Origin of the sequence: Nocardia sp. JW2, from assembly GCF_051843015.1 — a bacterium.
In the GTDB taxonomy this organism is placed as follows: domain Bacteria; phylum Actinomycetota; class Actinomycetes; order Mycobacteriales; family Mycobacteriaceae; genus Nocardia; species Nocardia coubleae.
On sequence record NZ_JBPXLK010000006.1, the window covers coordinates 152406 to 178051 of the forward strand.

General features: G+C 67.7%; 26 protein-coding genes. 17 read left to right on the top strand and 9 right to left on the bottom strand.

From position 1 onward, the window contains the following. Window positions 1-3 precede the first annotated feature (3 nt). Window positions 4-801, top strand: a complete 798-nt coding sequence (locus ACSVDM_RS11690) for an SCO1664 family protein (protein ID WP_439264639.1) — start codon at window positions 4-6, stop codon at window positions 799-801. Here the strand turns inward: ACSVDM_RS11690 and ACSVDM_RS11695 are convergent. Further along, window positions 760-2172, bottom strand: a complete 1413-nt coding sequence (locus tag ACSVDM_RS11695; RefSeq protein ID WP_439264641.1) for an MFS transporter — start codon at window positions 2170-2172, stop codon at window positions 760-762. The two genes, ACSVDM_RS11690 and ACSVDM_RS11695, sit on opposite strands and share 42 nt — an antisense overlap. 67 nt (window positions 2173-2239) lie before the next feature. Between ACSVDM_RS11695 and ACSVDM_RS11700 the strand changes: the two genes are divergently transcribed. Together ACSVDM_RS11700 and ACSVDM_RS11705 are read left to right on the top strand one after the other, a co-directional pair. Then, the gene (locus ACSVDM_RS11700; protein ID WP_439264643.1) at window positions 2240-2800 is read left to right on the top strand and encodes a helix-turn-helix domain-containing protein; all 561 of its coding nucleotides are present in this window, start codon (window positions 2240-2242) and stop codon (window positions 2798-2800) included. 88 nt (window positions 2801-2888) lie between these two features. After that, on the top strand, window positions 2889-3146 hold the full coding sequence (locus ACSVDM_RS11705) for a hypothetical protein (RefSeq protein WP_067638374.1): 258 nt from the start codon (window positions 2889-2891) through the stop codon (window positions 3144-3146). Window positions 3147-3190: 44 nt separating this feature from the next. Here ACSVDM_RS11705 and ACSVDM_RS11710 read toward each other — a convergent pair whose 3' ends face one another. Continuing rightward, window positions 3191-4030: an alpha/beta fold hydrolase gene (locus ACSVDM_RS11710; protein ID WP_439264644.1), complete on the bottom strand. Its 840-nt coding sequence runs from the start codon at window positions 4028-4030 to the stop codon at window positions 3191-3193. Next, complete coding sequence (locus tag ACSVDM_RS11715; protein WP_067490050.1) at window positions 4027-4449, bottom strand: helix-turn-helix domain-containing protein; 423 nt, start codon at window positions 4447-4449, stop codon at window positions 4027-4029. Before ACSVDM_RS11715 ends, ACSVDM_RS11710 begins: the two co-directional genes overlap by 4 nt. A gap of 295 nt (window positions 4450-4744) precedes the next feature. Here ACSVDM_RS11715 and mshC point away from each other — a divergent pair, with 295 nt between their 5' ends. The 4 genes from mshC (at window position 4745) to ACSVDM_RS11735 (ending at window position 9304) form a co-directional block, all read left to right on the top strand. Continuing rightward, window positions 4745-5983 carry a cysteine--1-D-myo-inosityl 2-amino-2-deoxy-alpha-D-glucopyranoside ligase gene (gene mshC / locus ACSVDM_RS11720; protein ID WP_439264646.1) on the top strand — a complete coding sequence of 413 codons (1239 nt, stop codon included), beginning with the start codon at window positions 4745-4747 and terminating at the stop codon, window positions 5981-5983. An 87-nt stretch (window positions 5984-6070) separates the two neighbouring features. Further along, entirely contained in the window at window positions 6071-6895 is an 825-nt protein-coding gene (locus ACSVDM_RS11725; RefSeq protein WP_067638380.1) for a universal stress protein, read from the top strand. 166 nt (window positions 6896-7061) lie between these two features. Further along, window positions 7062-8480 (top strand): hypothetical protein, encoded by a 1419-nt coding sequence (locus tag ACSVDM_RS11730; protein ID WP_439264648.1) that lies wholly within the window; start codon window positions 7062-7064, stop codon window positions 8478-8480. Between the two features lie 2 nt (window positions 8481-8482). Beyond that, a complete protein-coding gene (locus ACSVDM_RS11735; RefSeq protein ID WP_067490038.1) occupies window positions 8483-9304 on the top strand; it encodes an Abi-alpha family protein in 822 nt (273 codons plus the stop codon). Here the strand turns inward: ACSVDM_RS11735 and ACSVDM_RS11740 are convergent, their stop codons facing one another. After that, a complete protein-coding gene (locus tag ACSVDM_RS11740) occupies window positions 9305-9955 on the bottom strand; it encodes an enoyl-CoA hydratase-related protein (protein WP_439264808.1) in 651 nt (216 codons plus the stop codon). Window positions 9956-10346: 391 nt separating this feature from the next. Between ACSVDM_RS11740 and ACSVDM_RS11745 the strand changes: the two genes are divergently transcribed. Further along, window positions 10347-10892, top strand: a complete 546-nt coding sequence (locus ACSVDM_RS11745) for a TetR/AcrR family transcriptional regulator (RefSeq protein ID WP_067490032.1) — start codon at window positions 10347-10349, stop codon at window positions 10890-10892. On the opposite strand, the gene ACSVDM_RS11750 is transcribed toward ACSVDM_RS11745, so the two are convergent. Then, window positions 10889-12739, bottom strand: coding sequence for a Na+/H+ antiporter (locus ACSVDM_RS11750; protein WP_439264651.1), 1851 nt, complete (start codon window positions 12737-12739; stop codon window positions 10889-10891). The genes ACSVDM_RS11745 and ACSVDM_RS11750 overlap by 4 nt on opposite strands. Window positions 12740-13130: 391 nt before the next feature. Then, window positions 13131-13886, bottom strand: a complete 756-nt coding sequence (locus tag ACSVDM_RS11755; protein ID WP_439264653.1) for a histidine phosphatase family protein — start codon at window positions 13884-13886, stop codon at window positions 13131-13133. Window positions 13887-14014: 128 nt separating this feature from the next. Here ACSVDM_RS11755 and ACSVDM_RS11760 point away from each other — a divergent pair, with 128 nt between their 5' ends. Beyond that, the gene (locus tag ACSVDM_RS11760; RefSeq protein ID WP_439264655.1) at window positions 14015-14722 is read left to right on the top strand and encodes a DsbA family oxidoreductase; all 708 of its coding nucleotides are present in this window, start codon (window positions 14015-14017) and stop codon (window positions 14720-14722) included. On the opposite strand, the gene ACSVDM_RS11765 is transcribed toward ACSVDM_RS11760, so the two are convergent. Beyond that, window positions 14719-15777, bottom strand: a complete 1059-nt coding sequence (locus tag ACSVDM_RS11765; RefSeq protein WP_439264657.1) for a glucose 1-dehydrogenase — start codon at window positions 15775-15777, stop codon at window positions 14719-14721. The genes ACSVDM_RS11760 and ACSVDM_RS11765 overlap by 4 nt on opposite strands. 183 nt (window positions 15778-15960) lie before the next feature. Between ACSVDM_RS11765 and ACSVDM_RS11770 the strand changes: the two genes are divergently transcribed. Genes ACSVDM_RS11770 through ACSVDM_RS11795 form a run of 6 tightly spaced genes read left to right on the top strand, consistent with a single transcriptional unit; the run spans window position 15961 to window position 21051 of the window. Next, window positions 15961-16773 (top strand): N-acetylmuramoyl-L-alanine amidase-like domain-containing protein, encoded by an 813-nt coding sequence (locus ACSVDM_RS11770; RefSeq protein WP_439264659.1) that lies wholly within the window; start codon window positions 15961-15963, stop codon window positions 16771-16773. Window positions 16774-16816: 43 nt separating this feature from the next. Beyond that, complete coding sequence (locus ACSVDM_RS11775; RefSeq protein ID WP_439264661.1) at window positions 16817-17353, top strand: class I SAM-dependent methyltransferase; 537 nt, start codon at window positions 16817-16819, stop codon at window positions 17351-17353. Window positions 17354-17362: 9 nt separating this feature from the next. Beyond that, window positions 17363-17752: a MerR family transcriptional regulator gene (locus tag ACSVDM_RS11780; protein WP_439264663.1), complete on the top strand. Its 390-nt coding sequence runs from the start codon at window positions 17363-17365 to the stop codon at window positions 17750-17752. Window positions 17753-17776: 24 nt separating this feature from the next. Next, window positions 17777-18211: a helix-turn-helix transcriptional regulator gene (locus tag ACSVDM_RS11785; protein WP_067490020.1), complete on the top strand. Its 435-nt coding sequence runs from the start codon at window positions 17777-17779 to the stop codon at window positions 18209-18211. Between the two features lie 10 nt (window positions 18212-18221). Further along, a complete protein-coding gene (locus ACSVDM_RS11790) occupies window positions 18222-18632 on the top strand; it encodes a VOC family protein (protein WP_439264665.1) in 411 nt (136 codons plus the stop codon). A gap of 49 nt (window positions 18633-18681) precedes the next feature. Further along, on the top strand, window positions 18682-21051 hold the full coding sequence (locus ACSVDM_RS11795; protein WP_439264667.1) for an ATP-binding cassette domain-containing protein: 2370 nt from the start codon (window positions 18682-18684) through the stop codon (window positions 21049-21051). Between the two features lie 53 nt (window positions 21052-21104). On the opposite strand, the gene ACSVDM_RS11800 is transcribed toward ACSVDM_RS11795, so the two are convergent. Further along, window positions 21105-21485, bottom strand: coding sequence for a DUF4234 domain-containing protein (locus tag ACSVDM_RS11800; protein WP_439264669.1), 381 nt, complete (start codon window positions 21483-21485; stop codon window positions 21105-21107). Window positions 21486-21567: 82 nt separating this feature from the next. After that, complete coding sequence (locus ACSVDM_RS11805; protein ID WP_067490008.1) at window positions 21568-22182, bottom strand: TetR/AcrR family transcriptional regulator; 615 nt, start codon at window positions 22180-22182, stop codon at window positions 21568-21570. A gap of 79 nt (window positions 22183-22261) precedes the next feature. Between ACSVDM_RS11805 and ACSVDM_RS11810 the strand changes: the two genes are divergently transcribed. Both ACSVDM_RS11810 and ACSVDM_RS11815 read left to right on the top strand, forming a co-directional pair. Further along, a complete protein-coding gene (locus ACSVDM_RS11810; protein ID WP_439264670.1) occupies window positions 22262-23575 on the top strand; it encodes a DUF3533 domain-containing protein in 1314 nt (437 codons plus the stop codon). After that, window positions 23575-25353 (top strand): AMP-dependent synthetase/ligase, encoded by a 1779-nt coding sequence (locus tag ACSVDM_RS11815; RefSeq protein ID WP_439264672.1) that lies wholly within the window; start codon window positions 23575-23577, stop codon window positions 25351-25353. Before ACSVDM_RS11810 ends, ACSVDM_RS11815 begins: the two co-directional genes overlap by 1 nt. The last annotated feature ends 293 nt before the right edge of the window (window positions 25354-25646 follow it).

Genomic DNA, 25646 nt, shown 5'->3' on the forward strand with positions numbered 1-25646 from the left:
GACGTGTCCGGCATCACCGACGGTGAGCTCGAGATCATCGGACGGGTCGGCGTCGCCAGCAACCTGACGCTGGTGTGCGAGATCGCCGCACCCGAGCCCGATGGTGCGCCGCTGCGGGTGGTGTACAAGCCAGTGCGCGGTGAACGACCGCTGTGGGACTTTCCCGACGGCACCCTCGCCGGGCGCGAGGTGGCCTCGTACCTGATCTCCGAACAGCTGGGATGGGGTGTCATCCCGGAAACGGTGTTGCGCGACGGCCCGTTCGGGCCGGGCATGGTGCAGCGGTGGGTGACCTCGGTCGACAACCGCACCGACGCACGCCAACGCCTCGACCTGGTCGATCTGTGTTCACCGGGCACGGTGCCCGACGGGTTCTGCGAGGTGCTGCGCGCCCTCGACGACACCGGCAACGAGATCTCACTCGTGCACGCCGACGATCCACGCCTGCAACGCATGGCGGTGCTCGACCTGCTGCTCAACAACGCCGACCGCAAGGGTGGGCACGCGCTGGAAGGTGTCGACGGGCAGGTCTACGGCGTCGATCACGGCATCTGCCTGCACAGCGAACCGAAACTGCGCACGGTGCTGTGGGGGTGGGCCGGTCAGCCCATCGACGAGGCGCTGATCGCCGATGTCACCGCGTTCGCCACGAATCTGACCGGTCAGATAGCGGATTCGCTCGCCGAGCACATCACCGACGCCGAGATCACCGCACTGACCGAACGCACCAAAGCCCTGCTGGAACGCCCGGTCATGCCCCTACCGAATTCGGCCCGCCCGATCCCTTGGCCCGCGTTCTGAGGGCGCGAACCCGGCCGCGAGCATGACGAGCAGCCCGCAACAGCCGACGAGAACCCAGCCCGGCCGCGCGGCCTGAACCAGTTCCGTCTGTGCGGCGCCGCCGATGAACCCGCCCGCGACCGCGACGCCGAGGGCGGCACCGAATTGGCGTGCGGTGGAGGTGATTCCGCCTGCCACGCCGGCCCGGTCGGCGGGCAACCCGCTCACGGCGGTGGTGGTGATGGGCGGGTTGGCGAAGCCGAACCCGATTCCGACCAGCAGCAACGCCGTCAACAGCAGGGGCAGCGGGCGGTGCTCGCCGACCGCGACGAACAGCAGCGCACCACCGAGCGCGGTGAATGCGCCCGCGAGCTGTAGCGGTCGCCGCGCACCGTGGCGGCTCACGAGCACACCCGAGAGCGGGGCGGACACGATCGCGGGCACCGCAAGTGGCAGCATCACCGCACCGGCCGCCGCCGGTGACATCCCGCGCGCGTCCTGCAGATACAGCGTCGTCAGCAGCAAGGTGGCGCCGAGGGCGACGAACACCGCGACCGCGCTGAGGACAGCGGCGGTGAACGGTGCGCGACAGAACAGATCGGGGTCGATCAACGGTTCGGGCCTGCGGCCTTCGAGCCGGACGAACGCGATGAGCGCCGCGCACACCACCGTCGATCCGATGATCGTCGCGGGCGAAGCCCAGCCGAGACGCGGGCCCTCGAGAAGCACACCGACCGACCCGCCGACCACGATCACCAGCAGCGCCTGCCCGAGGCCGTCGAGCCGCCGCACCCGCACAGCTCTCGACTCGGGAACCACCAGCGCGGTCAGTACGAGCACCACCGCGATGACCGGCAGGTTCACCCAGAACACCCCACGCCACCCCAGACTCTGCACCAGCGCACCGCCGACGACCGGGCCCGCCGCCATCGCCATCCCGAAGACCGCCGCCCACACCCCGATCGCGCGTGCCCGCTGCCCCGGGTCGGTGAACACCCCGACGACGATCGCCAGCGCCACCGGGCTCAACATCGCCGCGCCCGCACCCTGCGCGATCCGCGCGGCGAGCAGCACACCGACCGTCGGCGCCACCGCGCACAGCACCGACGACGCACCGAACAGCACCAGCCCCACCCGGAACACCCGCCGCCGCCCGACCCGGTCGGCGACGGCGCCCGCGGAGATGAGCAGGCTCGCCATCACCAACGTGTAGGCGTCGACGATCCAGGCGATGCCACGGACTCCGGTGTGCAGGTCGCGGGCGATGGAGGGCAGGGCGGCGTTGACGATGGTCGTGTCCAGCCCCACCAGGAACAGGCCCGTGCTGCACACGGCCAGCACCGCCCATCGCCGTCGCGCGCCGAGGGCCTGGTCTTTCGCTGTGTCGATCATGGCGAGAATCGTCGAGGCGCGGCCGGGCGAACAGGTAGAGATTTTGCGAAGACCGCAAAATGGGGGTGTGGACGACGCACAGATCATCGACGAGATCGGTCCGCGCCTGCTGGCCTTGCGCCGCGGCCGTGGCCTGACCCTGCACGAGTTGTCGGGCGAGACCGGTATCTCGGTGAGCGCGCTGTCGCGGCTCGAATCCGGCAAACGGCGCCCCACCCTCGATCTGCTGTTGCCGTTGGCGCGGGCGCACCGGGTCTCGCTCGACCAGTTGATCGCCGCGCCTGCCACCGGTGACCCACGCGTGCACCTCATTCCACGCCGCAGCCGCAACGGCAGCATGGTGGTGCCGCTCACCGACTATCCGGGACGCATGCAGGTCTTCAAACAGGTCCTCGGTCCGAACACTCCGAGACTGGTCACCCACGCCGGCTACGAGTGGCTGTATGTGCTGGCCGGGGACCTGCGGCTGATCCTCGGCGAACAGGAACTGCTGTTGCGCCCCGGCGAGGTCGCCGAGTTCGACACCGACCAGCCCCACTGGTTCGGTCCCGCGGGCGATCGAAGCGTCGAGATCCTGCACATGTTCGGCCCGCAGGGTGGGAAAGCGCGGGTGCGCACACCCTCCTGACCGGCACGGATTTTCCTGGGTGTACGACGATGCCGGTGCTAGTGTGCTCCAAGCACTTTCGCTGTCCCCGCATCATCAGAGGAACACCATGTCGACTCGTTCGATCGTCACCGGATCCGCCGCCGCCCTGCTGCTCGGCGCCGTCGTCGCCGCTCCCGCCCAGGCCTTCCCCGCCGGCTGGTTCGACGACCAGACCTACGTCTGCACCGCCACCGACCGCACCACCGGCGCCTGGCTGCCCGAGGTCGTCGTCGAGGCTCCCGACCAGGTGGGTGCCGGTTTCTACGCGCTGCCCCTGCTCGGTCCCAACGCCGACAACCTCAACCTGCACTGCCGCCCGGCCTGACCGACCCCCTGAGTTGCCGCGAGTCGGGGCGCGGCGACACAGGGTCAGTGGGCGAGCAGGAAGTGCCGTACGGCTTCGCTTTGCCCCAGCACGGCATGTCCGACACCGGGCAGGAGACGCACCTGCGCATCGGCCAATGCCCGAGCGCGTCGAGCCGTGCCCGCCGAATCGAACAGTGCGTCACGCTCGCCGACGATCACAAGTACCGGAATACCCACCGACTGCAACTGGGTGTCGGAGAACCTCGGTAGATTTCCCGAGCGGGCCGAGAAATGGGTGAAGACCAGTTCCACGTCGTCGAGGATTTCCTCCGCCGCCGGACCTGTGAGCCCGAGACCGGTGCGTGCCATCTCGCGCACACTGTGTCGGCCGAGTAGCCGTCGTCCGAGAGCCTGCACCAGCCACCCGTACCGGTGCCTGCCCAGACCACCCGGGCACAGCAGCGCCAGCGCGTCGACTCGCCCCGGTCTGCGCGTCACGTAATCCAGCGCGGTCCAGCCGCCGAGCGACATTCCAATCATCGACACCGTGTCCAGTTCGAGCCCGTCGAGGACCTCGTCGAGCCAGTTTGCGCACGCATCGGTGTTCAGCGGCAGCCGGGTGGGAGCGCTGAAACCGGGCTCGCCGGGCAGATCCACCGCGTACACCCGGAACCGGGCAGCCCAGTCGGCGATGTCGCCTCGCCAGGCGCTCGCATTGGAGCCCGAACCGTGCAGCAACACCAGTGGTGGCGCGTCGACCGGGCCACAGACCAGCACGAACGTCTCACCCGCGGCGGTCGGGACGAGCCGCTGCTCCCATGGAACGGGCCAAGCCGCCAGATGTTCGCGGTAGCGCGCGCTGATGCGTTCGCGGCCCTGCTCTGAGGTGTAGATGATGCTCATGGGGCGAGGACTCCGTCCAGGTAGTCGAGCAGGCGTGCGGTGTCGGCGAGTCCGCCGAGCAGGATCACTTTCAGGCGTCCGCGTGCCGGGTCGTAGCTGGTTTCGACCCGCAATGCCCGCCCGCCGGGACCCCGCGTGGCGGCGGTGGCGGTGAGCAGGGTCGCGACACGGTCGACGGTGGCGCGGTCGATGTCGTCGATCTCGACGATGCAGGAGGCCTCCGCGTGCCCGGCGGTCGCGGGTTTCGGTGCGCTGATCGGGAGGCCGGTGAAGGTCTCGAGGTCGTCGTGGGTGATGCGGTACTGCTTGCCGATGCGGGCGGCGGGCAGTTTGCCGTCGCGGACATATCCGCGCACGGTGCGGACATGCAGTCCGAGCAATTCCGCGACCTGTTCCACCGAATAAAAACCTTCTGGCATGAAACGACCGTATAGGAACGTTCATATAGGCGCAAATAGGTAATGATAGGGAGCAGGCGCGCGGCGTGCCGGCGACGGCAGCTACCGTTCGCGGATTCGGCGACCGAGACCGCGCCACAACGGCCCACCACACAGGCGCACCCCCTGCGGCCTGGGAATCCTCGTGAGCGCAACCCTTGACAGCGCCGGTCGAACACGTTTGTGTGCAGGTTGCGGGCCGCGCCGAATCCGGCCGGGCAACCGGCTGGACCGGGCCGCGAGGCGAGCACTCCGGCCGGGGCTCTACCCTCGAATCATGCAGTCCTGGTCCGATAACGCCCTTCCGACCGTCCCCGGAGCAGGGCCGCCGTTGCGGTTGTACGACACCGCTGACCGCCAGGTCCGCCCGGTCACCCCTGGCGAGACCGCGAAGATGTACGTCTGCGGAATCACCCCCTACGACGCCACCCACCTCGGCCACGCCGCGACCTACCTGACATTCGACCTGGTCAACCGGGTGTGGCGCGACGCCGGACACGACGTGCACTACGTGCAGAACGTCACCGACGTCGACGACCCGCTGTTCGAACGCGCCGCCCGCGACGGCGTCGACTGGCGCGACCTCGGCAGCTCCGAGATCGACCTGTTCCGCGAGGACATGTCCGCCCTTCGGGTGCTGCCGCCGCGTCAGTACATCGGCGCCATCGAATCGGTCGAAGAGGTGGTCGAGGTGGTGCAGAAGTTGCTGGCCTCCGGCGCCGCCTACATCGTCGACGACGCCGAATACCCCGACATCTATTTCCGCACCGACGCCACCGAACAGTTCGGCTACGAGTCGGGCTACGACCGCGCCACCATGGAGAAGTTCTTCGCCGAACGCGGCGGCGACCCCGACCGGCCAGGCAAGCGCGACACCATCGACGCCCTGCTGTGGCGCGCCGAACGCCCCGGCGAACCGTCGTGGCAGGCACCGTTCGGCGCCGGGCGCCCCGGCTGGCACATCGAGTGTGCCGCGATCGCGCTCAACCGTATCGGCACCGAGTTCGACGTCCAGGGCGGCGGCTCGGACCTGATCTACCCCCACCACGAGTACTCCGCCGCGCACGCCGAAGCCATCACCGGCACCCGCCGCTTCGCCCGCCACTACGTGCACGCCGGGCTGATCGGGCTCGACGGCGAGAAGATGTCGAAGTCCAAGGGCAACCTGGTGCTCGTCTCGAAACTGCGCCGCTCCGGAGTCGACCCCGCCGCGATCCGCCTCGGCCTGTTCGCCGGGCACTACCGGCAGGACCGCATGTGGACCGACGCGGTCCTCGACCAGGCCCAGGCGCGGCTGGCCCGCTGGCGTGAAGCGGTGTCGCTCGCCTCGGGACCGTCGGCGACCGACACCGTCGCCCGCCTGCGTCAGCACCTGGCCGACGACCTCGACACCCCCAAAGCCCTTGTCGCGGTGGACAACTGGGCCGAGCAGGCGATCGCCTACGGCGGCACCGACACCGCCGCCCCGGCCCTGGTGCGCAACGCCGTCGACGGACTCCTCGGTATCGCCCTCTGACCCGGCGCGGGCATTTGCGGCAGGATTGCCGGAGCGTGCGGTGTTTATACTGTGGCGAACCGCCGTCGTCGGATCGGAGAGGGTCCCATGGACCGCTACCAGCGCATCGTGGTGGGAACCGACGGGTCGGAGGCCGCGCAACTGGCGGTCACCGTCGCCGGTGAGGTCGCGCTCCGGCTCGGGGTCCCGATCACCGCGCTGACCGTCTGGAAGGAAAAGGCGCGCAAGTCCGCCCTCGATCCCGAATCGGCCGTGCGGATCAGCGCCGCCGCCGTCGCCGCGCTCGTCGAGGCGGGCCTGTCGCAGGTGACGGCCCTCGACATGCCGGGGACACCGAGCGCGGCGCTGCTCGAAGTCGGTGCGCAGGACCCGGGCACGCTGCTGGTGATCGGGGCGCGTGGGCTCGGCCGCTCCAAGGACCGGCTCACCAGTTCCACCGCCAACCACGTGTCTCACCACAGCCCCACCGACGTCCTGTTCACCCACAAGGTGCCCAAACGCTGGACCACCGTCGGCCTGGCCACCGACGGCTCACCCAGTTCGATGCTCGCGGTGCGCCGCGGCTACGACCTGGCCCTGGAACTCGGTGCGCGCCCGTTCCTGGTGACCGCGACGAAAACCGACGCCGACGGCGCGGAAACGCTGGCCCAGGTACACGCGGCCCTGAACCTCGACGATCCCGAACTGCTCGGCCACGACGTGCTCACCGGCGTGCCGCCCGCCGAAGCGCTGTGCAACGCCGCCTGGAAATACGACCTCGTGGTCATCGGCAACCGGGGGATGAGTGGACCCGCGCGGCTGCTCGGATCGGTCGCCAACAAGGTCACCCACGACATCGACACCAACCTGCTGCTGGTCGCCACCACCCATGGGTCCGACGATCCCGACCCGGAGCCGGACCCACCGCGTTAGCCTGGAAGACGTACCTGCGCAGGGTCGAACGCACGCCGGGTCCGGACATGATCGCAGGTTTGCTCCGATATTGCGGGTAAGTGCCGAACTTGCCCGGAACCTCCCGATCTGTCCCCTAAGATGACCGAAACGCGCGATGTTCGGAACACGACGGAGTGGACGCCGGATGAATGCTGAGATCGAGGCGGCGGGCTTCTTCGGCCTGCTGAACTGGGAAGAGATGACCGGACTCAGCAAGTTCTGGGTCGACATGATCAGCATTCCGATCTTCAGCGCCATCGCGGGTCTGATCACCAACTGGACCGGCGTCATCATGCTGTTCGCACCGGTGCGATTCACCGGCTTCTATGTGCCGGGCCTCAAAACGCTGTTCCCGTTGCTGCCGCGCAAAGTTCAGATCCTGCCGACGTTCGCACCGGGCGGAATCCTCGGGTTCCAGGGGTTCATCCCGGCACGCGCGGAGAAGATGGCCAGCCTGATGGTCGACAACGCCGTCGCCAAGATCGGCACGGCCAAGGACTTCTTCGACCAGATGGACCCGCGCAAGATCTCCGCCCAGGTCGCGCACGTGGCGTTACCGAATGTGCGCTCGATGGTGGATTCGATCATGACCACCGAACACCCGCAGCTGTGGGCGGACATGCCGCCGCGCGCGCGTGAGGCGATCTACGCGCGCGTCGAAGCCGAACTGCCCGCGATCACCGACCGCGCCTTCGACTTCATCGGCGCCAATATCGACCAGCTGCTCGATGTGAAGCTGATGGTCGTCGGATATCTGCGGCGCCGCCCGGAGTTGCTCAAGGACGTGATCTACGGGCTCGGCGCTCCCGAACTGCGGTTCATGACGCGCAGTGGGGTACTGGGTTTCCCCTTCGGTGTGGTCGTGGCGTTGTGGTTGTCGCTGCTGCACTACAGCTCCCCGCACGGTGACACGCCCGCGATGATCGAACTGCCCGGCTGGCTGCACACCCTGGTACATCTGATGCCCGCGTGGCTGGTCGTGGTGCTCGGCGGCGCCGTGGTGGGTGTGCTGGTCAACATCATCGCCATCAAAGTGGTGTTCGAACCGGCGAACCCGCAGCCGAGATACAAATACCCGTGGGGTGTCGCGAAATTCGCCAAACGCCAATACCAGGCGGCGGCCGATCTGGGGCACGCGATCGGGTATCAGATCGTCACCCTGGACGTGGTCACCGAACAACTGCTCGACGGGCCGAGCGGTGACAAGACCCGCGCGGTGATCGCGCACTTCCTGCAGCTCGAGATCGACCGCATCCTCGGTCCGCTGCGGTCGGTGACCCGATTGGCCGTCGGCCCACGGCATTTCGACGCCATCCAGGCCACCGCGGGCGCGAGCCTGGCCACCGAGATGAAGCCCTGGCTGGTCGAGGACGTGGAGTTCTCCCAGTCGACAGCGGCCAGCGTCGACGAGCTCGCCACCGAGAAACTGCGCGAACTACCGCCCGAGGAATTCGTCGAAATGCTCTACACCGCCATCGAACAGGACGCGTGGCTGCTGTATCTGCACGGCGGCATCCTGGGCGCCCTCGTCGGCGGCGTACACCTACTGGTCTTCGGAGCGTGACCATGAACGACGACCGCGATTCCGGTATCCCCACCGACCTGGCGGGTCTGGCCCGCATCGCCGGGCTCACGATGCGGCAATTCGTCGGTGCCGTCACCAAGGGTGCTGTGCACACGGCCACCGAACTGGTCGACGACATCCGGGCGGGCGAACCGATGTCGCGCATCATCGACGAACGCGTCGACGTACTGCGCCGGGCGGCACTGAGCGCGCTCGGCTTGGCGCCCACCGCTTCCGGTGCCCTGCGCGCCATCGATTCCGATGTCGACGCCGAAGATCTCAAGACCATCGGCGACGCCATGATCAACGAGGGCTGGGACTCGGCGCAGCAACCCCGCGACGTGCACCCCTCGTTCGTGCCGATCCTGCACGACCTGACCCCCGACGAGGCCAGGATCCTGCGGTTCCTCGCCGTCGCCGGACCACAGCCCGCCATCGACATCCGCACCAAGACACCCTTCGGGATCGGGTCCCAGCGCCTCGCCGACGGGATCAACATGATCGCCAATATGGCCGGGTGCGCGATGCCCGAACGCGACCAGCACTACCTGGGTAACCTCAACCGGCTCGGGCTGGTCCGGTTCTCGAGCGAACCGGTCGCCGACTTCCGCCGCTACGCCTTCCTCGAGGCCCAGCCCGCCGCCCAGGCCGCCTACAAGTCGGTGAAGATGCGGGCGATCAGTCAGTACCGCAGCATCTACCTGTCGGTGTTCGGGAAACAGTTCTGCGACGCCTGTTTCGTCCTCGACGGGTATACCGGTGGCGGCTGGGCCACCGACGACCGCGGCGATGTGTATCTGGGCAAGGGCCCGCGGCTGCCGTGATCAGTTCTTGCCGCGCAAGGCGGTGAGCACACCCTCGAACATCACCGATTTGATGGCCGTCATCGTCGGCTGATCCTTGCCGCCCAGTGGGGCGACCGAGGCGAGGGCGGCGTCGAGGACCTCGGCGGCGGTGGTGTCGACCAGGTCGAAGGCGGCGGCCTCGGTGCCGTCGAAGCGGCGGGCGGTGGTCATGGCCGCGATCGCCGTCTTCGGGGGCACTTTCGCCTGGATGAGGGCGGCCATTCCGTTGGTGAACGGGATCCGCAGCTCGGCCTCGGGGAAACAGAAGAACCCGCGATCGGCGCGCATCACGCGATAGTCGTGGGCCAGCGCCAGCATCGCGCCGGCCCCGAACGCGTCTCCGTCGATCGCGGCGGCCGTGGGCATCGGCAGGGTGAGCACCCGGGCGAGCAGGGTGTGCACTGCGGCCACATAGCCGGCGGCCTGGTCGCCGTTGGCGGCCAACCACTCGAGGTCGAGGCCGTGGGAGTAGACCTGGCCGGTCGCGGTCGTCACCATGGCCCGCGCCCCGGTGGTGACGACGGTGTCGAGGTGGGTGTTCATCTCGGCGAGGAAGTCGGGGGAGAAGCGGTTCTCGCCGTCGCCGAGATCGAGGACGGCGACGGTGCCGTGATGGCGCAGGGTGGGCATGCGGTTCCTTTCGGTGCGTAACCAGATGTGCGCCAGCACTTCCCGGCATGCGCCGAGGCGGTGCCTACCGTTCACCCGCAAACGACGGTTCCGTGAAGGTGGCGGAACCTGTTCGGGCAACAGGGTTTCGATGGCGTCGAGCACGGTCCGGGGGGCCATGAAACAGGGGTCGCTACTGAACAATACTTTACAGAGCTATTGCTCCGTTATTCCATCCGGGACCTCCCTCCGCTGCATGGAGCACCGATTATGTTCCAGCCCTTGGCATTTCGGGAGACGCGACGGCGTTCGGGCCACAGAATAGATTTCGTTACGGTGCTCTGGGCCCTCGATACGATGGGGTACTGTTCGCATTCTTCGGCCCTGCCCGCACGAACAGAACGGCATCGCGATGTCCCGAGTGGTTACCAAGGAGCAGTACTTCGACACCGCTGTGGCGGTGCTCGCCGAGTTCGGCTTCAAAGGTCTCAACATCGGCGTGCTGTGCCGTCGTCTCGGGGTCACCAGCGGATCGTTCTACCACCACTTCGGCTCCTGGCAGGGTTTCGTCGACGCGCTGCTCGAACACTGGGAGAACCGGCAGATGGTCGAGCTACGCGCCCTCGACGTCGGCCACGGCGACCCCGACGCCGACGTACGCGCCATGTCCGAACTCACCGGTGGTCTCGAACACGGCGCCGAAGCGGCCCTGCGCGCCTGGGCCGCCAACGACGAATCTGTCCACGTCACGGTCAAACGGATCGACGAATCGCGCAGGCGCACCGTGCACCGGGTGATCGACAGCGTCATCGGCGACGACGACACCGCGGCCGTGGTCACCGAGGTCGGCATGGCCATGCTCATCGGCTACCAGCAGCTCGCCGCCACCGGCGAACCGACCGAACTCGACCGCCTCCTGTCGCAGTACGCGCGCCTGATCTACTCGCACCGCCGCTAACCGAGCAGTTCGTCGAGATAGCACCAGCGCCACTGCTCGCCTGGTTCGACGCTGCGCATCACCGGGTGCGCGGTGGCATGGAAGTGTTCGGTCGCGTGGTTGCCGACCGAGGACTCGCAGCAGCCGATGTGCCCGCATTCCAGGCACATCCGCAGATGCACCCACCGCATCCCGGCGTCGCGGCACGCACGGCACACCGGTTCGCCCGCGGGGGGCGCGGTGTCGGGTGCCTGTTCCAGATGCGCGCAGCCGGCGGTGGCGTTGCCGAGGGGTTCGGTCGAGGTGTCGTCGTCGTCCTCGTCGAAGCGGTCGATCATCGACTCCTCGAGATCGAGGCGGGCCAGCACATGCTGGAGCACTTCGTAATCCACCGCACCCACGTCACGCACGGCGAGCACGGCGTCGCGTTCGGCGGCCAGCATCGCCAGCCGTAGCCGCCGGTACTCCGCGGTCGGTGTCACCCATTCGGCCTCCGGACGACCGAGCCGCTCCCACGCGGCATTGCTGCGCCAGGTGAGGCGTTGGCGCAGTGATTCGATCACCGGTTCCGGCGTGTGCGGGCCGATCCGGCGGTCCAGCTCGGCGAGCCCGGCCACCGAAGCCTGGTGCAGCAGATCGGCTTTGGTGAGCGCGTCCTCGGCGCGGCTTGGGCCACGCAACCGCAGCAACCGCACCAGCCACGGCAACGAGGTGCCCTGCACCAGCAGCGTGCCACCGACCACCACCAGCGCCAGCAATTCGAGCACCGGCAGCTGCGGCGTCGAATCCGGCAGCAACAGCACCGCGGCCAACGTCACCACCCCGCGCATCCCCGCCCACGACACCACCGCCGCATGACTCAACGGTTCGGTTTCGCGCCCGAACAGCCGGGCGACCAGCACCGGGGTGAACACCCACACCGGACGCGCCAGCATCACCGCCGCCAGCACCGCCACCGCCGCGAGCACCAACGTGGTGTGGTCGAGACCGGAATGCCAGGCGCCCTCCACGATCCAGCGCACCTGCAACCCGATGACCAGGAACACCGCGCTCTCCAGAATGAACTGCACCGTGCGCCAATTGGTTGTCTCGGCGACCCGCGAGGCCGCACCCTGCCAGCGGTGCGCGCCGTGGCCGAGGATCATCCCGCACGTCACCACCGCGATCACCCCGGAAGCGTGCACGTGCTCGGCGGGCAGGTACGCCACGAACGGCGCGAGCAGCGACACCGTCGTGTCCAGCACCGGGTCCTGAATCCGCCTGCGCAACACCACCAGCACCGAGGCGACCAGCGCACCGATCACCGCGCCACCGACCGAGGCGAGCAGGAAGTCGCCACCGATCTGCCACACCGTCACCGCACCGGCCATCGCCGCGATCGCCCCACGCAACGACACCAGCGCCGTCGCGTCGTTGAACAGCGACTCGTCCTCGAGCACCGTCACGATGCTGCGCGGCATCCCGGTACGGCGCGCGATCGCGGTGGCCGCCACGGCATCCGGGGGAGCCACCACCGCACCGAGCGCGACCGCCGCCGCGAACGGCACCGGCAACAACCACCACACCACCAGCGCGACAGCGAACGTGGAGAACAACACCAACCCCACCGACAGCGACGCGATGGTGCGCAAATTCTTCCGGAAATCGACCAGTGAGGTCTTCAGTGCCGCCGTGTACAGCAGCGGCGGCAGCAGACCGAGCAGCACCATTTCCGGTTCCAGATGCACCTGCGGAACCATCGGGACATACGAGGCGAGCACACCGGCCACCGTCAGCACGAGCGGTTCGGACACCCCGAAACGCCGTGCGGTCGCGGCAAGGGCCGCCGCGGACCCGATGAGCACCACCAAACCGATCGCGATATCCACCCCGGCATTGTTCCACCCCCGCTACCGCGCGGTGCCCGCCCAACCGCGCCGCGCCACCACCGACCACAGGTAAACCCCGAGACTGGCCCCGACGCCCAACGCCACACACACCGCCCCCGCCTGCACGAAATATTCGACCCCCGACACCTGATAGCACCCGGCCCATCCCCGTCACCGTCAGCCGCGACAAGCCCCACGCCGCCGCGCACGCCCGCACCATGTACTCGGCGGCGGCGGTGGCGTAACCGCACCCGAGCGCGTCGGTTCCCAGCCTGGTCAGGAACTCGGGGGCCGCATCGAGGTGGGCAGTGCCGGTGCGGCCGGTGTCCTGGTTCGGCATAGCGCCGATCTAGGGGTGGGGCGACCGTCTTCCACGCCGAGACGCATGGACTCAGCCGTCCCGCTCACCCACGGTCAGGTGGTCGACGGAACCCCACACCCGCAACGCCAACCGGTCGCCCTCGCGCCGCCACTGCGACACCGAGGCGTTGGGCACCGGTTCCAGCGAATCCGGGACGGGCGCACCGAGGCCGTCGAGGATGTAGCGCAACGATACGACCACCGCGTCGTGGGTGACCAGCAGGACCTGTTCGCCGGCGGCGACGGCGTCGAGTTCGTCGAGGAAACCGCGCACCCGCACCGCCACGTCGGCCAGCGATTCACCGCCGGGTGGGCGGTACACCCAGTTGCCGACCTGCTCGCGGCGCGACGCCTCCTCGGGGGCGCGTCGCCGGATCGCCCGGTAGGGGTGCAGTTCGAACACACCCATCTCCCGGTCGCGCAGCCGTTCGTCGACGAGGGTGCGGATCGGGGGGAAGCGGCGTTCGAGCACGGCCGCGTCGGCCATCAACGCCCACGTCAGCCGCGTGCGCAGGTAGGGGGAACACACCACGAGGCCGGGGCGCTGCGAGCTCGACAACCCGGCCAGCCACCCACCCAACCGCTGACACTGGGTGCGGCCGTATTCGGTGAGGTCCATCCCGGCGTCGGTGCCGCGCATCGGCCGGGTCTGCGTAGCGGGATCGGCGTACCAGACATTGGCTTCGCTCTGGGCATGGCGGATGGCCCACAGTCCGCCGAGTGCCCGTGGCCGTGGCAGACCGTCGGGCACCTGCACCCACCCCCTGTCGCCGCGCTCGACCGCCATCATGTTCCTCCCCGTTCCGCCGGAATAGCGGCAGTGTCGCTCGCGTTGCACCGAACGAACTTGTACGCCTGTCCAGAATCTTCCGTCGGGCCGGCGCACCCATCCACGATGTGGCGCAGGAGGCCCGCTTGACCACAAGAGTAGAGATCTGGACCGACATCAACTGCCCGTTCTGCTACCTGGGCAAAGCCCGCTTCGAGCAGGCCCTGCACAGCTTCGAGCACCGTGACGACGTCGAAGTCGTGCACCGTTCCTACGAACTCGACCCCACCCTGCCCGCTGACGAGAGCGGTCCGGTGATCCCACGCATCGCCGCCAAATACGGCATCACCGTCGACCAGGCCGCCGCCAACGAACGCGCCATCGCCGCGCAGGCCGCCGAGCTCGGCCTGCCCTACCAGAGCAGCGGTCGCGACTACGGCAGCAGCTTCGACATGCACCGGCTGCTGCACTTCGCCCTCGGACAGGGCCGCCAGGAGGCACTGCTCGACGCCCTGTACGCGGGCAACTTCGCCGAAACCGAACCGGTCTTCGCCGACACCGAACGCCTCGTCGACCTCGCCGTACGCGCCGGCTTCGACGAAAACGAGGTCCGCGCCGTCCTCGCCGACCCCACCGCCTACGCCGACGCCGTCCGCCAGGACGAACGCACCGCCGCCCAGCTCGGCGTCACCGGCGTGCCGTTCTTCGTGTTCGACAACAAATACGCCGTGTCCGGCGCCCAGCCCACCGAGGTGTTCACCCAGGCACTCACCACCGCCTACAACGACCGTCCGGCACCGCTGGTCACCGTTGCCGAGGGCGAGTCCTGCGGGCCGGACGGCTGCGCGGTCTAACTCGCGCCGAGGTCGATGACGACCTTGATGTCGGAATGATCGCCCGGATCGAACGCCTCGAGGGCCCGCTCCAACGGCAACCGCCGGGTGATCAACCGGCCCAGCCACGCCGGGTCGGCCTTGGCCAGGGCCTGGGCCGCCAGCTCGTAGTGGTGGCGGTTGGCGTTGACCGACCCGAACACCACCGCGTTGTCGAGCACCATATTGCGGTTGACCGCGCCGACGTCGACCTCGGTGTCCTTGCCGGGCGAGGAGACACCGGTCAAGCAGATGATCACGCCCGGATTGTTCAGCTGGAGCAACTGCTGGGCGATCGCGGTGGCCGCCGTCGCCTCGATCACGATGTCGGCGTCGATCTTCTCACCGACATCGAGCGCCGAACCGGTGTGGAACGTGGCGCCGAGGTCTTCGACCAGTTTCGGTTTGGGGCCCTCGGTGGAGCGGTCGAGCACATGCACGTCCAGGCCGCGTTGCACGCCGAGCAGCGCTGCGAGCAGACCGATCGGGCCCGCACCGGTGACCAGCACCGACTTCGGTTCGAACCAGGCCCTGGTGTTGATCTTCTCGATCTGATCCCACGCCTTGGCCAGCACCGTCGTCGGTTCCATCAGCACACCCACCTCGGTGAGCGCGGGGTCCAGCTTCACCGTGTAGTCGGCGTCCACCACCCACGACGTCGACCCGTACCCGTCGATCTGCTTGATCCCGCGCTCGACGTACTCGCCGTTGCGGCACATGTCGAACTCACCGTGCGCACACGCTCCGCACGGCACCGGATCGGGCCTGCGCACGATCCCGACGACGAGGTCACCGGGGGCGAAACCGCTGCCGTCGGGCGCGGTGCGCACCCGCCCCAGCGATTCGTGCCCGAGGACGAGGCGTTCACGTCCCGGCGGTGCCCACCCGTAGATGCCCGAGGCGATCTCGCGGTCGGTGCCGCAGATGCCGAGCGAAATCCCGTCCACGAGAAGCTCGTTGGGGCCGGGCACCGGATCCGGGACATCGTCTATCCGCAACGATCCGGGTTGGTTCGGCACTACGGTCAAAGCGCGCATGTCGTTTCCCTTCCGACGAACTGCCCTGGCTATCCATTCGCGAACCTGGTGAAACACGCACTACCTGGGACAACGGTACGGGACACGGGAGCCGAGGCGAAGAACCGTTCAGGTCGCGAATTGTTTGCAATCCGGGGCGCCGCCCCTGTCGGCTACCGTGGGTACCGCTCACCTCGACCGACCATGCCCACCGGAGGCGTCTTGCGCACCATTGTCCAGGTTCTGTGCCTGCTCGTCGCGCTCGTCTGCCTCGCCCCACCGGCCCAGGCCACACCGCCGGTCGTTCTCGACGACGCCACCGCCCGCAAGGTCGACGAACTGCTCGACGCCCGCACCCGCGCGGGCACCACCGACCGCGCCGTGCAGATCGAACGGATCTCCGCGCGCCTGCTCGGCACCCCCTACGGGGCGAACATGCTGCTCGGGTCCGCGAACACCCCCGAGCAACTCGTCGTCGACCTGCGCCGCGTCGACTGCTTCACCTACCTCGACTACGTCGACGCCGCATCACGCTCGAGCACCACCGAGCAGTTCTTCGACAACCTGATCGCCGCTCGCTACGTCGACAGCCGGGTCGAATTCACCCAGCGCAAACACTTCTTCACCGACTGGGTGAGCACACCACGGATCTCGGCCACCGACATCACCGCCGACCTGAGCCCGGCCGCGGTCACCACCACCAAACACCTGAACGCCAAAGCCGACGGCACCACCTTCCTGCCCGGCGTCCCCGTCGTCGACCGAGCCGTCACCCACATCCCGTCCGACGCCGTCGACGGGGGAGTGGTCGCCGGACTGCGCACCGGTGACTTCATCGGCGCCTACACCCCGACCGAGGGCCTGGACGTCACCCATGTCGGCATCCTCGTCCACACCACCGACGGCCCGGTGTTCCGCAACGCCTCCTCCCTCGCCGAGCACAACCAGGTCGTCGACACCCCGCTGCTCGAGTACGTGCGCACCGTCCCCGGAATACTGGTCCTGCGCCCGCGCTGAACACCCTTGACTTCAGGTCGACCTGAACACCGACAGTGGTGCCATGACCACCTTCGGACACCGCCAGAGCCTGGACTACGACCGCCGCGCCACCCGCTTGCTCACCGGCCTCTACCGCCGCATCAGCACCGACGTCGACACCCTGGCCACCGCAGGCGCCACCGTTGTAGACCTCGGCACCGGCCCCGGAAAACTCCTGGCGCACATCGCGACCCGGCGCCCCGACCTCACCCTGCACGGTCTCGACCTGTCCCCGCACATGATCGACATCGCCCGCCGCAACCTCGCCGGTCACCGGGCGGATCTCACCGTCGGCGACGTCACCGACCTGCCCTACCCCGACGCGAGCGTCGACCTGATCGTGTCCAGCCTCAGCATGCACGAATGGCCCGACCTGCCCGCCGCATTCCGCGAGATCCGCCGTGTCCTGCGCCCCGGCGCCACCGCCGCTCTCTACGACTTCCGCTTCACCCGTGCCCGCGAGATCCGCCACGCCGCGGGCGACATCGATCGCGAAAACATCCGCCTGCCATGGCATCCCGTCGCAGTCGTCACCCGTTACCACCTGCACACCGCCTAGAGTTCGACCATGGCGACCATCGGTGAGGTCGCGGCCCGCTTCGGACTCGCGACCCACGTACTGCGGCACTGGGAAGACCAAGGCCTGCTCACCCCAGAACGTGACTCGGCGGGCAGACGGATCTACCGCGACACCGACATCGACACGGTCGCCATGGTCGTCCTCGGCAAGAAGGCCGGACTGTCCCTCGAGGACCTGGCCACCCTGTTCACCCGCGACCCCGACCGCGCCACCCGCCGCCGCGTCCTGGAAACACAACGCGCACGGCTCACCGAACAACTCGCCCGCACCCGCAGCGCCCTCGACGCGGTCACCCACGTCCTCGACTGCGACGCCGAGGACTTCCGCACCTGCCCACACTTCCGCACACACCTGGCAACCGTGCTGGACAAGCCATAGCCCGCACGTGCGACGATCGTTTCCATGACCGGTCCACGCCCCCAGCAACTGAGCGACCTCGCCCGGCTGCGCCGCGTGCGCGACCGCATCGACCGCGAATACGCCCAACCCCTCGACGTGGAAGCCCTGGCCCGAGGCGTGCACATGTCCGCCGGGCACCTGAGCCGCCAATTCCGCCTCGCCTACGGCGAATCGCCCTACTCGTACCTGATGACCCGGCGCATCGAACGTGCCATGGCGTTACTGAGACTGGGTCAGATGAGTGTCACCGAGGTGTGCTTCGCCGTCGGCTCCTCCTCCCTCGGCACCTTCAGCACGCGATTCACCGAACTCGTCGGCGTCCCACCGAGCGTGTACCGCCAGCAGTACGCGCCGACCGAGGGCATCCCGTCGTGCGTGGCCAAGGCGGTGACCAGACCGATCAGGAATCGAGAAGCAACCGGTTCCGGCGACCGTTAGCGTCGATCCTATGAACATCACCATTCACCAGAGCTACCTGCCCCAGGACGACCCCGACGCCGCGCTGGCCTTCTACCGCGACGCCCTCGGCTTCGAGGTCCGCAACGACGTCGGCTACAACGGCATGCGCTGGATCACCGTCGGACCGAAGGGCCAGCCCGACACCTCGATCGTGCTGCACCCGCCGGCCGCCGACCCCGGCATCACCGACGAGGAGCAGCGCGTCATCACCGAGATGATGGCCAAGGGCACCTATGCCGGCATCAATCTGGCCACCGACGACCTCGACGGCCTGTTCGAGAAACTGCAGGCAGGAGACGTGGAAGTGGTGCAGGAACCCACCGACCAGCCCTACGGCATCCGTGACTGCGCCTTCCGCGACCCGGCGGGCAACATGATTCGCATCCAGCAGACGAAATAGTCGGACCCGACCGCTAGATTCGGTGGACGCCGAACGACCGAGGAGACCCATGAGCAAGACCGCAGCGCCTGCGCCGGCCGACAGCCACGACCTGATCCGGGTCACCGGTGCCCGGGTGAACAACCTGCGCGATGTCAGCGTCGAAATCCCCAAGCGCCGACTGACCGTGTTCACCGGCGTCTCCGGCTCCGGCAAGAGCTCTTTGGTCTTCGGCACCATCGCCGCCGAATCCCAGCGTCTCATCAACGAGACCTACAGCGCGTTCGTCCAGGGCTTCATGCCCACACAGGCCCGCCCCGACGTCGACGTCCTCGACGGACTCACCACCGCCATCCTCGTCGACCAGTCGCGTCTGGGCGCCGACCCACGCTCCACGGTCGGCACTGTCACCGACGCCAACGCCATGCTGCGCATCCTGTTCAGCCGCCTCGGCGACCCGCACATCGGTTCCTCGCAGGCGTTCTCGTTCAACGTGGCCTCGATCAGCGGTTCCGGCGCCGTCGCGGTGGAGAAGAACGGGGTCACCGTCAAGGAGCGCCGCAGCTTCAACATCACCGGCGGCATGTGTCCCACCTGCGAGGGCAAGGGCAAGGTCAACGACATCGACCTCACCCAGCTCTACGACGAGAACAAATCCCTCGACGAAGGCCCGTTCACCATCCCCGGCTACAGCATGGACGGCTGGATGGGCCGCATCTACAAGGGCAGCGGCTTCTTCGACCCCGCCAAGCCGATCAAGAAGTACACCAAGAAGCAGCTCGCCGACCTGCTGTACAAGGAACCGACCAAGATCAAGGTCGACGGCATCAACCTCACCTACGAGGGTCTGATCCCCAAGATCCGCAAGTCGATGCTGTCCAAGGACGTCGAATCACTGCAGCCGCACGTCCGCGCGTTCGTCGAGCGCGCCGTCACCTTCGGCACCTGTCCCGACTGCGACGGCACCCGCCTCTCGGCCGAAGCCCGCTCGTCGAAGATCAAGGGAAAGAGCATCGCCGACGCCTGCGCCATGCAGATCACCGACCTCGCCGAATGGGTCAAGACCATCGACGACCCGTCCGTGGCACCGCTGCTGGAATCACTGCGCGGCACCCTCGACTCGTTCGTCGAGATCGGCCTCGGCTACCTGTCGCTGTCACGCCCGTCGGGCACCCTGTCCGGTGGTGAGGCACAGCGCGTCAAGATGATCCGCCACCTCGGGTCCTCGCTCACCGACGTCACCTACGTCTTCGACGAACCGACCGCCGGCCTGCACCCGCACGACATCCAGCGCATGAACGACCTGCTGCTTCGGCTGCGCGACAAGGGCAACACGGTGCTCGTCGTCGAACACAAGCCCGAGACGATCGTCATCGCCGACCACATCGTCGACCTCGGTCCCGCCGCGGGCTCCAAGGGCGGAACGATCTGCTTCGAAGGCACCGTCGACGGGTTGCGCACCAGCGACACCGTCACCGGCCGCCACTTCGACGACCGCGCCAAGGTCAAGGACACGGTGCGAAAGTCGAACGGCGCCTTGCAGATCCGTGGCGCCACCGCCAACAACCTGCGCAAGGTCGACGTCGACATCCCGCTCGGTGTGCTCGTCGCCGTCACCGGTGTGGCCGGGTCGGGTAAGAGCTCGCTCGTGCACGGCTCCATCCCGGTCGACGAAGGTGTCATCTCCATCGACCAGGCCCCGATCAAGGGTTCGCGCCGCAGCAATCCCGCCACCTACACCGGCCTGCTCGACCACATCCGCAAGGCCTTCGCCAAGGCCACCGGCGCCAAACCCGCCCTGTTCAGCGCCAATTCCGAAGGGGCGTGCCCGAACTGCAACGGAGCGGGCGTCGTCTACACCGACCTGGCCATGATGGCGGGAGTGTCGACGGTCTGCGAGGTGTGCGAGGGCAAGCGGTTCATGGCCGAAGTCCTCGAATACACCTTCGCGGGCAAGAACATCAGCGACGTGCTGTCGATGCCCGTCGACGAAGCACGCGAGTTCTTCGGCGAAGGGGAGGCACGCACCCCGGCCGCGCACAAGATCCTCACCCACCTCACCGAGGTCGGCCTCGGCTACCTCACCATCGGTCAGCCGCTGACCACCCTGTCCGGCGGTGAACGCCAGCGCCTCAAGCTGGCCACTCACATGTCGGACAAGGGTGGGGTCTACATCCTCGACGAACCGACGACCGGTCTGCACCTGGCCGACGTCGAACAGCTGCTCGGGCTGCTCGATCGTCTCGTCGACTCCGGCAAGTCGGTCATCGTCGTCGAACACCACCAAGCTGTGATGGCCCATGCGGACTGGATCATCGACCTCGGCCCCGGTGCGGGTCACGACGGCGGCCAGATCGTCTTCGAGGGAACACCGGCCGATCTCGTCGCCGCCCGTTCCACTCTCACCGGTGAGCACCTCGCCGAATACGTCGGAGCATGAAAAAGGCCCTCCCCCTGTGGCTTTCGCCATGGGGGAGGGCCTTCAGGGTCTGCCTAGTCGCGTTCGGGCGCGGCGACCTTGTTCAGTTCGAGCTGGTAGTACAGAATCCCCAGCCCGAGAACAAGATTGAGCAGGAACCCGATCGCCGCGCTGCACGACGGCTCCAGCCCGGCGCTCTCCTGGGTGGCCCTGATCCGATTGCCGGTGCGCCAGTAGCTGACGATGAAACCGATCCCGGTCCACGACAGGAACAGCATCACCAGCAGGGGGCCCGTGACCGGAGCCTCGGGATCGCGCCGCTGCTCGGCCATCTCCTTGTGGATCTTGTAGTACCAGACGAAGAAGTAGATCCCGAACGTGATGATCGGGAAGACCAGCCACACCAATACCGGATTGCGTCGCTGCACCGGTGATGGGACGAGGGCTGTAGTCATGTGGGTGACACCTATCTGAATGCGAATGGAATGTCACAGCAGGGCTTTTCGGCGCCACCGCAACCTCGCAACGTACTGCACATCACCTACTGGCGCCACCGGAGGAAGACCGGCGGGGGAGTAGACCCAGGGTCAGGTGGTCGACCAGGTCGTCGAGGAGTAGCTCGGCGTCGTAGTCGGCGGTGTAGCCCGAACCGATGAACGTCGCCAGTCCCTGTAGCGCCGCGAGGGCGGTGACCCCGATGCGTTTCGGGTCGCCGGGGATGATCTCGCCCGCGGCCTGCCCCTCGGCGATCAGCGCGATCGGCACGGCGAAGGCCCGCTCGGCGGCGTCGTGGATCTCGGTCTCGGTGGAGCTGTGCCTGCGCGCGAACATCAGCGGCAACAGCTCCGGGTTGTCCACGGCGAACCGCAGGTAGGTGTGGGCCAGGGTCCGCAGACGCGTCGTGATCGGGCCGTCGGTCGCGGCCTCTTCGAAGCAGGCGCCGAGTCGTCGCAGGCCGGTGACGGCCAGTGCGTCGAGCAAAGCCTGCTTGTCACGGAAATGCCTGCTCGGTGCCGCGTGGCTGACGCCGGTGTCGCGGGCGAGCTGACGCAACGACAGCCCGTCGGCGCCGACCGTACGCAGCGCCGCCTCGGCGTGCTGCAGCAGTGCGGCGCGGAGATCGCCGTGGTGATAGCGCGAATGCAGGGACATGGTGCTAGCAGGATATCCGACACACCGCGGAATGTTTGCATTGACTACTTTGTAGTCGGTGACTACATTTGCGCATGCCATGACTGACAACACCGCGCCGACGCGCCGACCGCGCAGCATGCCGATCCGTGACTGGTTAGCGCCGATCACGCTGGTCACCGTGCTGGCCGCGCTCCTGGGAACCATGTACCTCGGCTACACCGCCGACCCCGAGAAACACCTGCACGACTTCCCGATCGCCCTGGTCAACCAGGACGTCGGCGACACCCTCGCGGGCAAACCCACCAACCTCGGCACGCAGATCTCCACCGCGCTGGGGGAGCAGGTCCCGGCCGAGAAGATCGACCTGCGCACCGTCGGCATCAACGAGGCCCACCGGCAACTGCGCAACGGTGAGGTGTACGGCGCCATCATCATTCCCGGCGACTTCACCAAACGCGTCGCCATCCTCGGTGCCGCCTCCGTCGTCACCGGCGACGTCGAACAGCCGATGATCTCCGTACTCACCAACCCCCGCGCGGGCACCCTCGCCGCCCAGATCATGCAGACCATCGCCGACAAGGCGATGACCGAGGTCAACACCACCGTCGGCACCCAGCTCGCCGACCAAGTCCGCGCCGCGATCGGCAGCACCCCGCTCAGCGGCGCCGCCCAGCTGCAACTCGCCGAGCCCATCGACGTCGTCGTCAGCGCCTACCACCCACTGCCCGAAGGCACCGGCCAAGGCCTCGCCGCCTTCTTCTACACCCTGGTCCTGCTGATCGTCGGCTTCAGCGGCGCCATGATGATCAACTCCCTCGTCGACGGGTCCCTCGGATTCGTCCCCGCCGAATACGGGCCGTGGCACAAGCCGACCACCCCCGCCCGCATCAGCCGCTGGCGCACCCTGCTCATCAAATGGGCCATCGCCGTCATCAGTGCGCCACTCGCCTCCGCCGCGTTCCTTGCCGTCGGCGCCCTGCTCGACATGAGCATCGAACGCCCGCTCATGCTGTTCCTCTACGGCACCCTTGCCATCATCGCCATCGCGATCACCGGCCTGTCCGTGATGGCCGCCTTCGGCACCGCGGGCCTGATGATCAACCTCATCGTCTTCGTCGTCCTCGGAATCCCGTCGTCCTCGGGCACCATCCCGCTCGAAGCGACACCGCGCTGGATCGCCGACATGGCCTCGTTCGAACCGATGCACCAGATCTACCTCGCCGTGCGCGCCATCATGTTCTTCGACGGAAACCTCGAGGCAGGCCTGAGCCGCGGCCTCTGGATGACCATCGCCGGCCTGGCCATCGGGTTGGTCCTCGGTTTCGCGGCCACCCACGCCTATGATCTGCGTGGCCTGCACCGCCTCGGCCTCGATCACCGCCAGGAACCGGCAACCGTGGAAGGGCACTGATGCGAGAGTTCGAAACCCCGGCGTCGTACGTGATTCCGGACAACGCCAACAACTCCGACAGCGTGTTCCGGTACGGCGAAGAATCGCCCGACACGGTGCTGTTCAGTGTCGCGGGCGCCGACATCACCGCCGCCCAATTCGCGAAAACGGTGACCGCCGTGGCCAAAGGCCTCATCGCCACCGGTATCGAACCAGGTGACCGGGTCGCCATCATGGCGCCGACCCGCTACGAATGGGTCGTGCTCGACCACGCCATCTGGGCGGTCGGCGGCTGCACGGTGGCCATCTACGACAGCTCCGCCGCCGAACAGGCCAAATGGATCCTGCAGGACTCCGGCACCGGGCTGCTGATCGTCGACAGCGACAAGCACCGCCGCGTCATCGACGAGATCGCCGCCGACGCACTGCCCGACCTGCGTGAGATCCTGCAGATCGACAAGGGCGTCGTCGCCGAACTCACCGCCCGCGGCGCCCACCTCGACGACCAGGCCGTCCACACCCGGCGTGCCGGTGTCGGCGCGGACTCGCCCGCGACCCTGATCTACACCTCCGGTACCACCGGCCGCCCCAAGGGCGTGCTGCTCACCCACGCCAACCTCTACGCCGAATCCAAATCCGACCGGCTCGCGCTGGGGGAGTTCGTCACCGAGGGCAACCGCACCCTGATGTTCCTGCCGTTGGCGCACGTCTTCGCCCGGGCGGTCACACTCGCCGCGCTCGACGCGAAGGTGATCGTTTCCTTCAGCTCCGATTGGGCGACCCTCGTCGACCAATTCGCCGAGTTCCGGCCCGATTTCATCCTCGCCGTGCCGCGCGTGTTCGAGAAGGTGTTCAACGCCGCGAAGCAGAAGGCACACGCCGACGGCAAGGGCCGCATCTTCGACCGGGCCACCGAGACCGCCATCGTGTGGAGCGAGACGCTCGACACCGGCGGGCCGGGCCTGCTACGCAAGCTCGAGCACGCCCTGTTCGACGCGCTCGTGTACGCGCAGTTGCGTCGCGCACTCGGCGGCCGATGCGGTGCGGCTGTCTCCGGCGGCGGCCCACTCGGCGCACGGCTCGGGCATTTCTTCCGTGGTGCGGGCATCCCGGTGTACGAAGGCTACGGGCTCACCGAGACCACGGCTGCCATCACCGTGAACACCCCGCGCAACACCCGCGTCGGTACCGTCGGCAGGCCCATCGAGGGCCACGGCGTCAAGATCGCCGACGACGGTGAACTGCTGTTGCGCGGACCTGTGGTCTTCGGCGAATACTGGGGCAACCCCAACGCCACCGCGGACGCCTTCGTGGACGGCTGGTTCCGCACCGGCGACCTGGGCGCCATCGATGCAGACGGTTACCTCACGATCACCGGCCGCAAGAAGGAAATCCTGGTCACCGCGGGTGGAAAGAACGTTTCACCCGGCCTCATGGAAGACGCCCTACGTGCCCATCCCTTGGTTGGTCAGGCCATGGTTGTCGGCGACGGTCGGCCCTTCGTCAGCGCCCTCGTCACTCTGGACCCCGAAGCCCTTCCAGCCTGGAAGCAGCGCAACAACATCCCTGCCGATACCCCTGTCGAAGACCTCGTCGACAATCCGGCCCTCCGCGCGGACATCGACCAAGCTGTCGCTGACACCAACAAGTTGGTCTCCAAGGCCGAGGGCATCAAGAAGGTCCGGATCCTGCCCACCGACTGGACCGAAGCCACCGGCGAACTGACCCCGAAAATGTCCCTCCGCCGAGCCGAGGTCATGAAGAAGTACGCGTCCGAAGTAGAAGCTCTGTACAGCTGAGTCCTTCCCCAACCCCTTCATTTCGTCACAGTGACGAAATGAAGGGGTTGGGGAAGTGGAGGGGGAGTGCGCCGAGCAACCACCGGTCGGCCTTCTTCGCGCTTACCTGCAGATCAAGCCCTGGGCGGCGGCATTCATCCCGAATGGTCATGAATGGCCGGAGGCTGGAAATCGACCGAAACGGCTCGGCGCGAGCAATCCGTCTGTACGGACGAGTTGGTGACGACAAGCTGTTCCGGGCGGAGCGGGTCGGCCGCTGAATGGGGTGCTGAATGGGGTCATGGGCACGCGTT

Bases quoted from the DNA above. Each gene is read 5' to 3' on its own strand.
- ACSVDM_RS11745 (WP_067490032.1), top strand. From the start codon at position 10,347: ATGTCCCGAGTGGTTACCAAGGAGCAGTACTTCGACACCGCTGTGGCG.
- ACSVDM_RS11770 (WP_439264659.1), top strand. From the start codon at position 15,961: ATGCCCACCGGAGGCGTCTTGCGCACCATTGTCCAGGTTCTGTGCCTG.
- ACSVDM_RS11755 (WP_439264653.1), bottom strand. From the start codon at position 13,886: ATGGCGGTCGAGCGCGGCGACAGGGGGTGGGTGCAGGTGCCCGACGGT.
- ACSVDM_RS11790 (WP_439264665.1), top strand. From the start codon at position 18,222: ATGAACATCACCATTCACCAGAGCTACCTGCCCCAGGACGACCCCGAC.
- ACSVDM_RS11795 (WP_439264667.1), top strand. From the start codon at position 18,682: ATGAGCAAGACCGCAGCGCCTGCGCCGGCCGACAGCCACGACCTGATC.
- ACSVDM_RS11815 (WP_439264672.1), top strand. From the start codon at position 23,575: ATGCGAGAGTTCGAAACCCCGGCGTCGTACGTGATTCCGGACAACGCC.
- ACSVDM_RS11810 (WP_439264670.1), top strand. From the start codon at position 22,262: ATGACTGACAACACCGCGCCGACGCGCCGACCGCGCAGCATGCCGATC.
- ACSVDM_RS11710 (WP_439264644.1), bottom strand. From the start codon at position 4,030: ATGAGCATCATCTACACCTCAGAGCAGGGCCGCGAACGCATCAGCGCG.
- ACSVDM_RS11765 (WP_439264657.1), bottom strand. From the start codon at position 15,777: ATGCGCGCTTTGACCGTAGTGCCGAACCAACCCGGATCGTTGCGGATA.
- ACSVDM_RS11805 (WP_067490008.1), bottom strand. From the start codon at position 22,182: ATGTCCCTGCATTCGCGCTATCACCACGGCGATCTCCGCGCCGCACTG.
- mshC (WP_439264646.1), top strand. From the start codon at position 4,745: ATGCAGTCCTGGTCCGATAACGCCCTTCCGACCGTCCCCGGAGCAGGG.
- ACSVDM_RS11785 (WP_067490020.1), top strand. From the start codon at position 17,777: ATGACCGGTCCACGCCCCCAGCAACTGAGCGACCTCGCCCGGCTGCGC.
- ACSVDM_RS11705 (WP_067638374.1), top strand. From the start codon at position 2,889: ATGTCGACTCGTTCGATCGTCACCGGATCCGCCGCCGCCCTGCTGCTC.
- ACSVDM_RS11725 (WP_067638380.1), top strand. From the start codon at position 6,071: ATGGACCGCTACCAGCGCATCGTGGTGGGAACCGACGGGTCGGAGGCC.
- ACSVDM_RS11735 (WP_067490038.1), top strand. From the start codon at position 8,483: ATGAACGACGACCGCGATTCCGGTATCCCCACCGACCTGGCGGGTCTG.
- ACSVDM_RS11740 (WP_439264808.1), bottom strand. From the start codon at position 9,955: ATGCCCACCCTGCGCCATCACGGCACCGTCGCCGTCCTCGATCTCGGC.
- ACSVDM_RS11800 (WP_439264669.1), bottom strand. From the start codon at position 21,485: ATGACTACAGCCCTCGTCCCATCACCGGTGCAGCGACGCAATCCGGTA.
- ACSVDM_RS11695 (WP_439264641.1), bottom strand. From the start codon at position 2,172: ATGATCGACACAGCGAAAGACCAGGCCCTCGGCGCGCGACGGCGATGG.
- ACSVDM_RS11715 (WP_067490050.1), bottom strand. From the start codon at position 4,449: ATGCCAGAAGGTTTTTATTCGGTGGAACAGGTCGCGGAATTGCTCGGA.
- ACSVDM_RS11730 (WP_439264648.1), top strand. From the start codon at position 7,062: ATGAATGCTGAGATCGAGGCGGCGGGCTTCTTCGGCCTGCTGAACTGG.
- ACSVDM_RS11780 (WP_439264663.1), top strand. From the start codon at position 17,363: ATGGCGACCATCGGTGAGGTCGCGGCCCGCTTCGGACTCGCGACCCAC.
- ACSVDM_RS11775 (WP_439264661.1), top strand. From the start codon at position 16,817: ATGACCACCTTCGGACACCGCCAGAGCCTGGACTACGACCGCCGCGCC.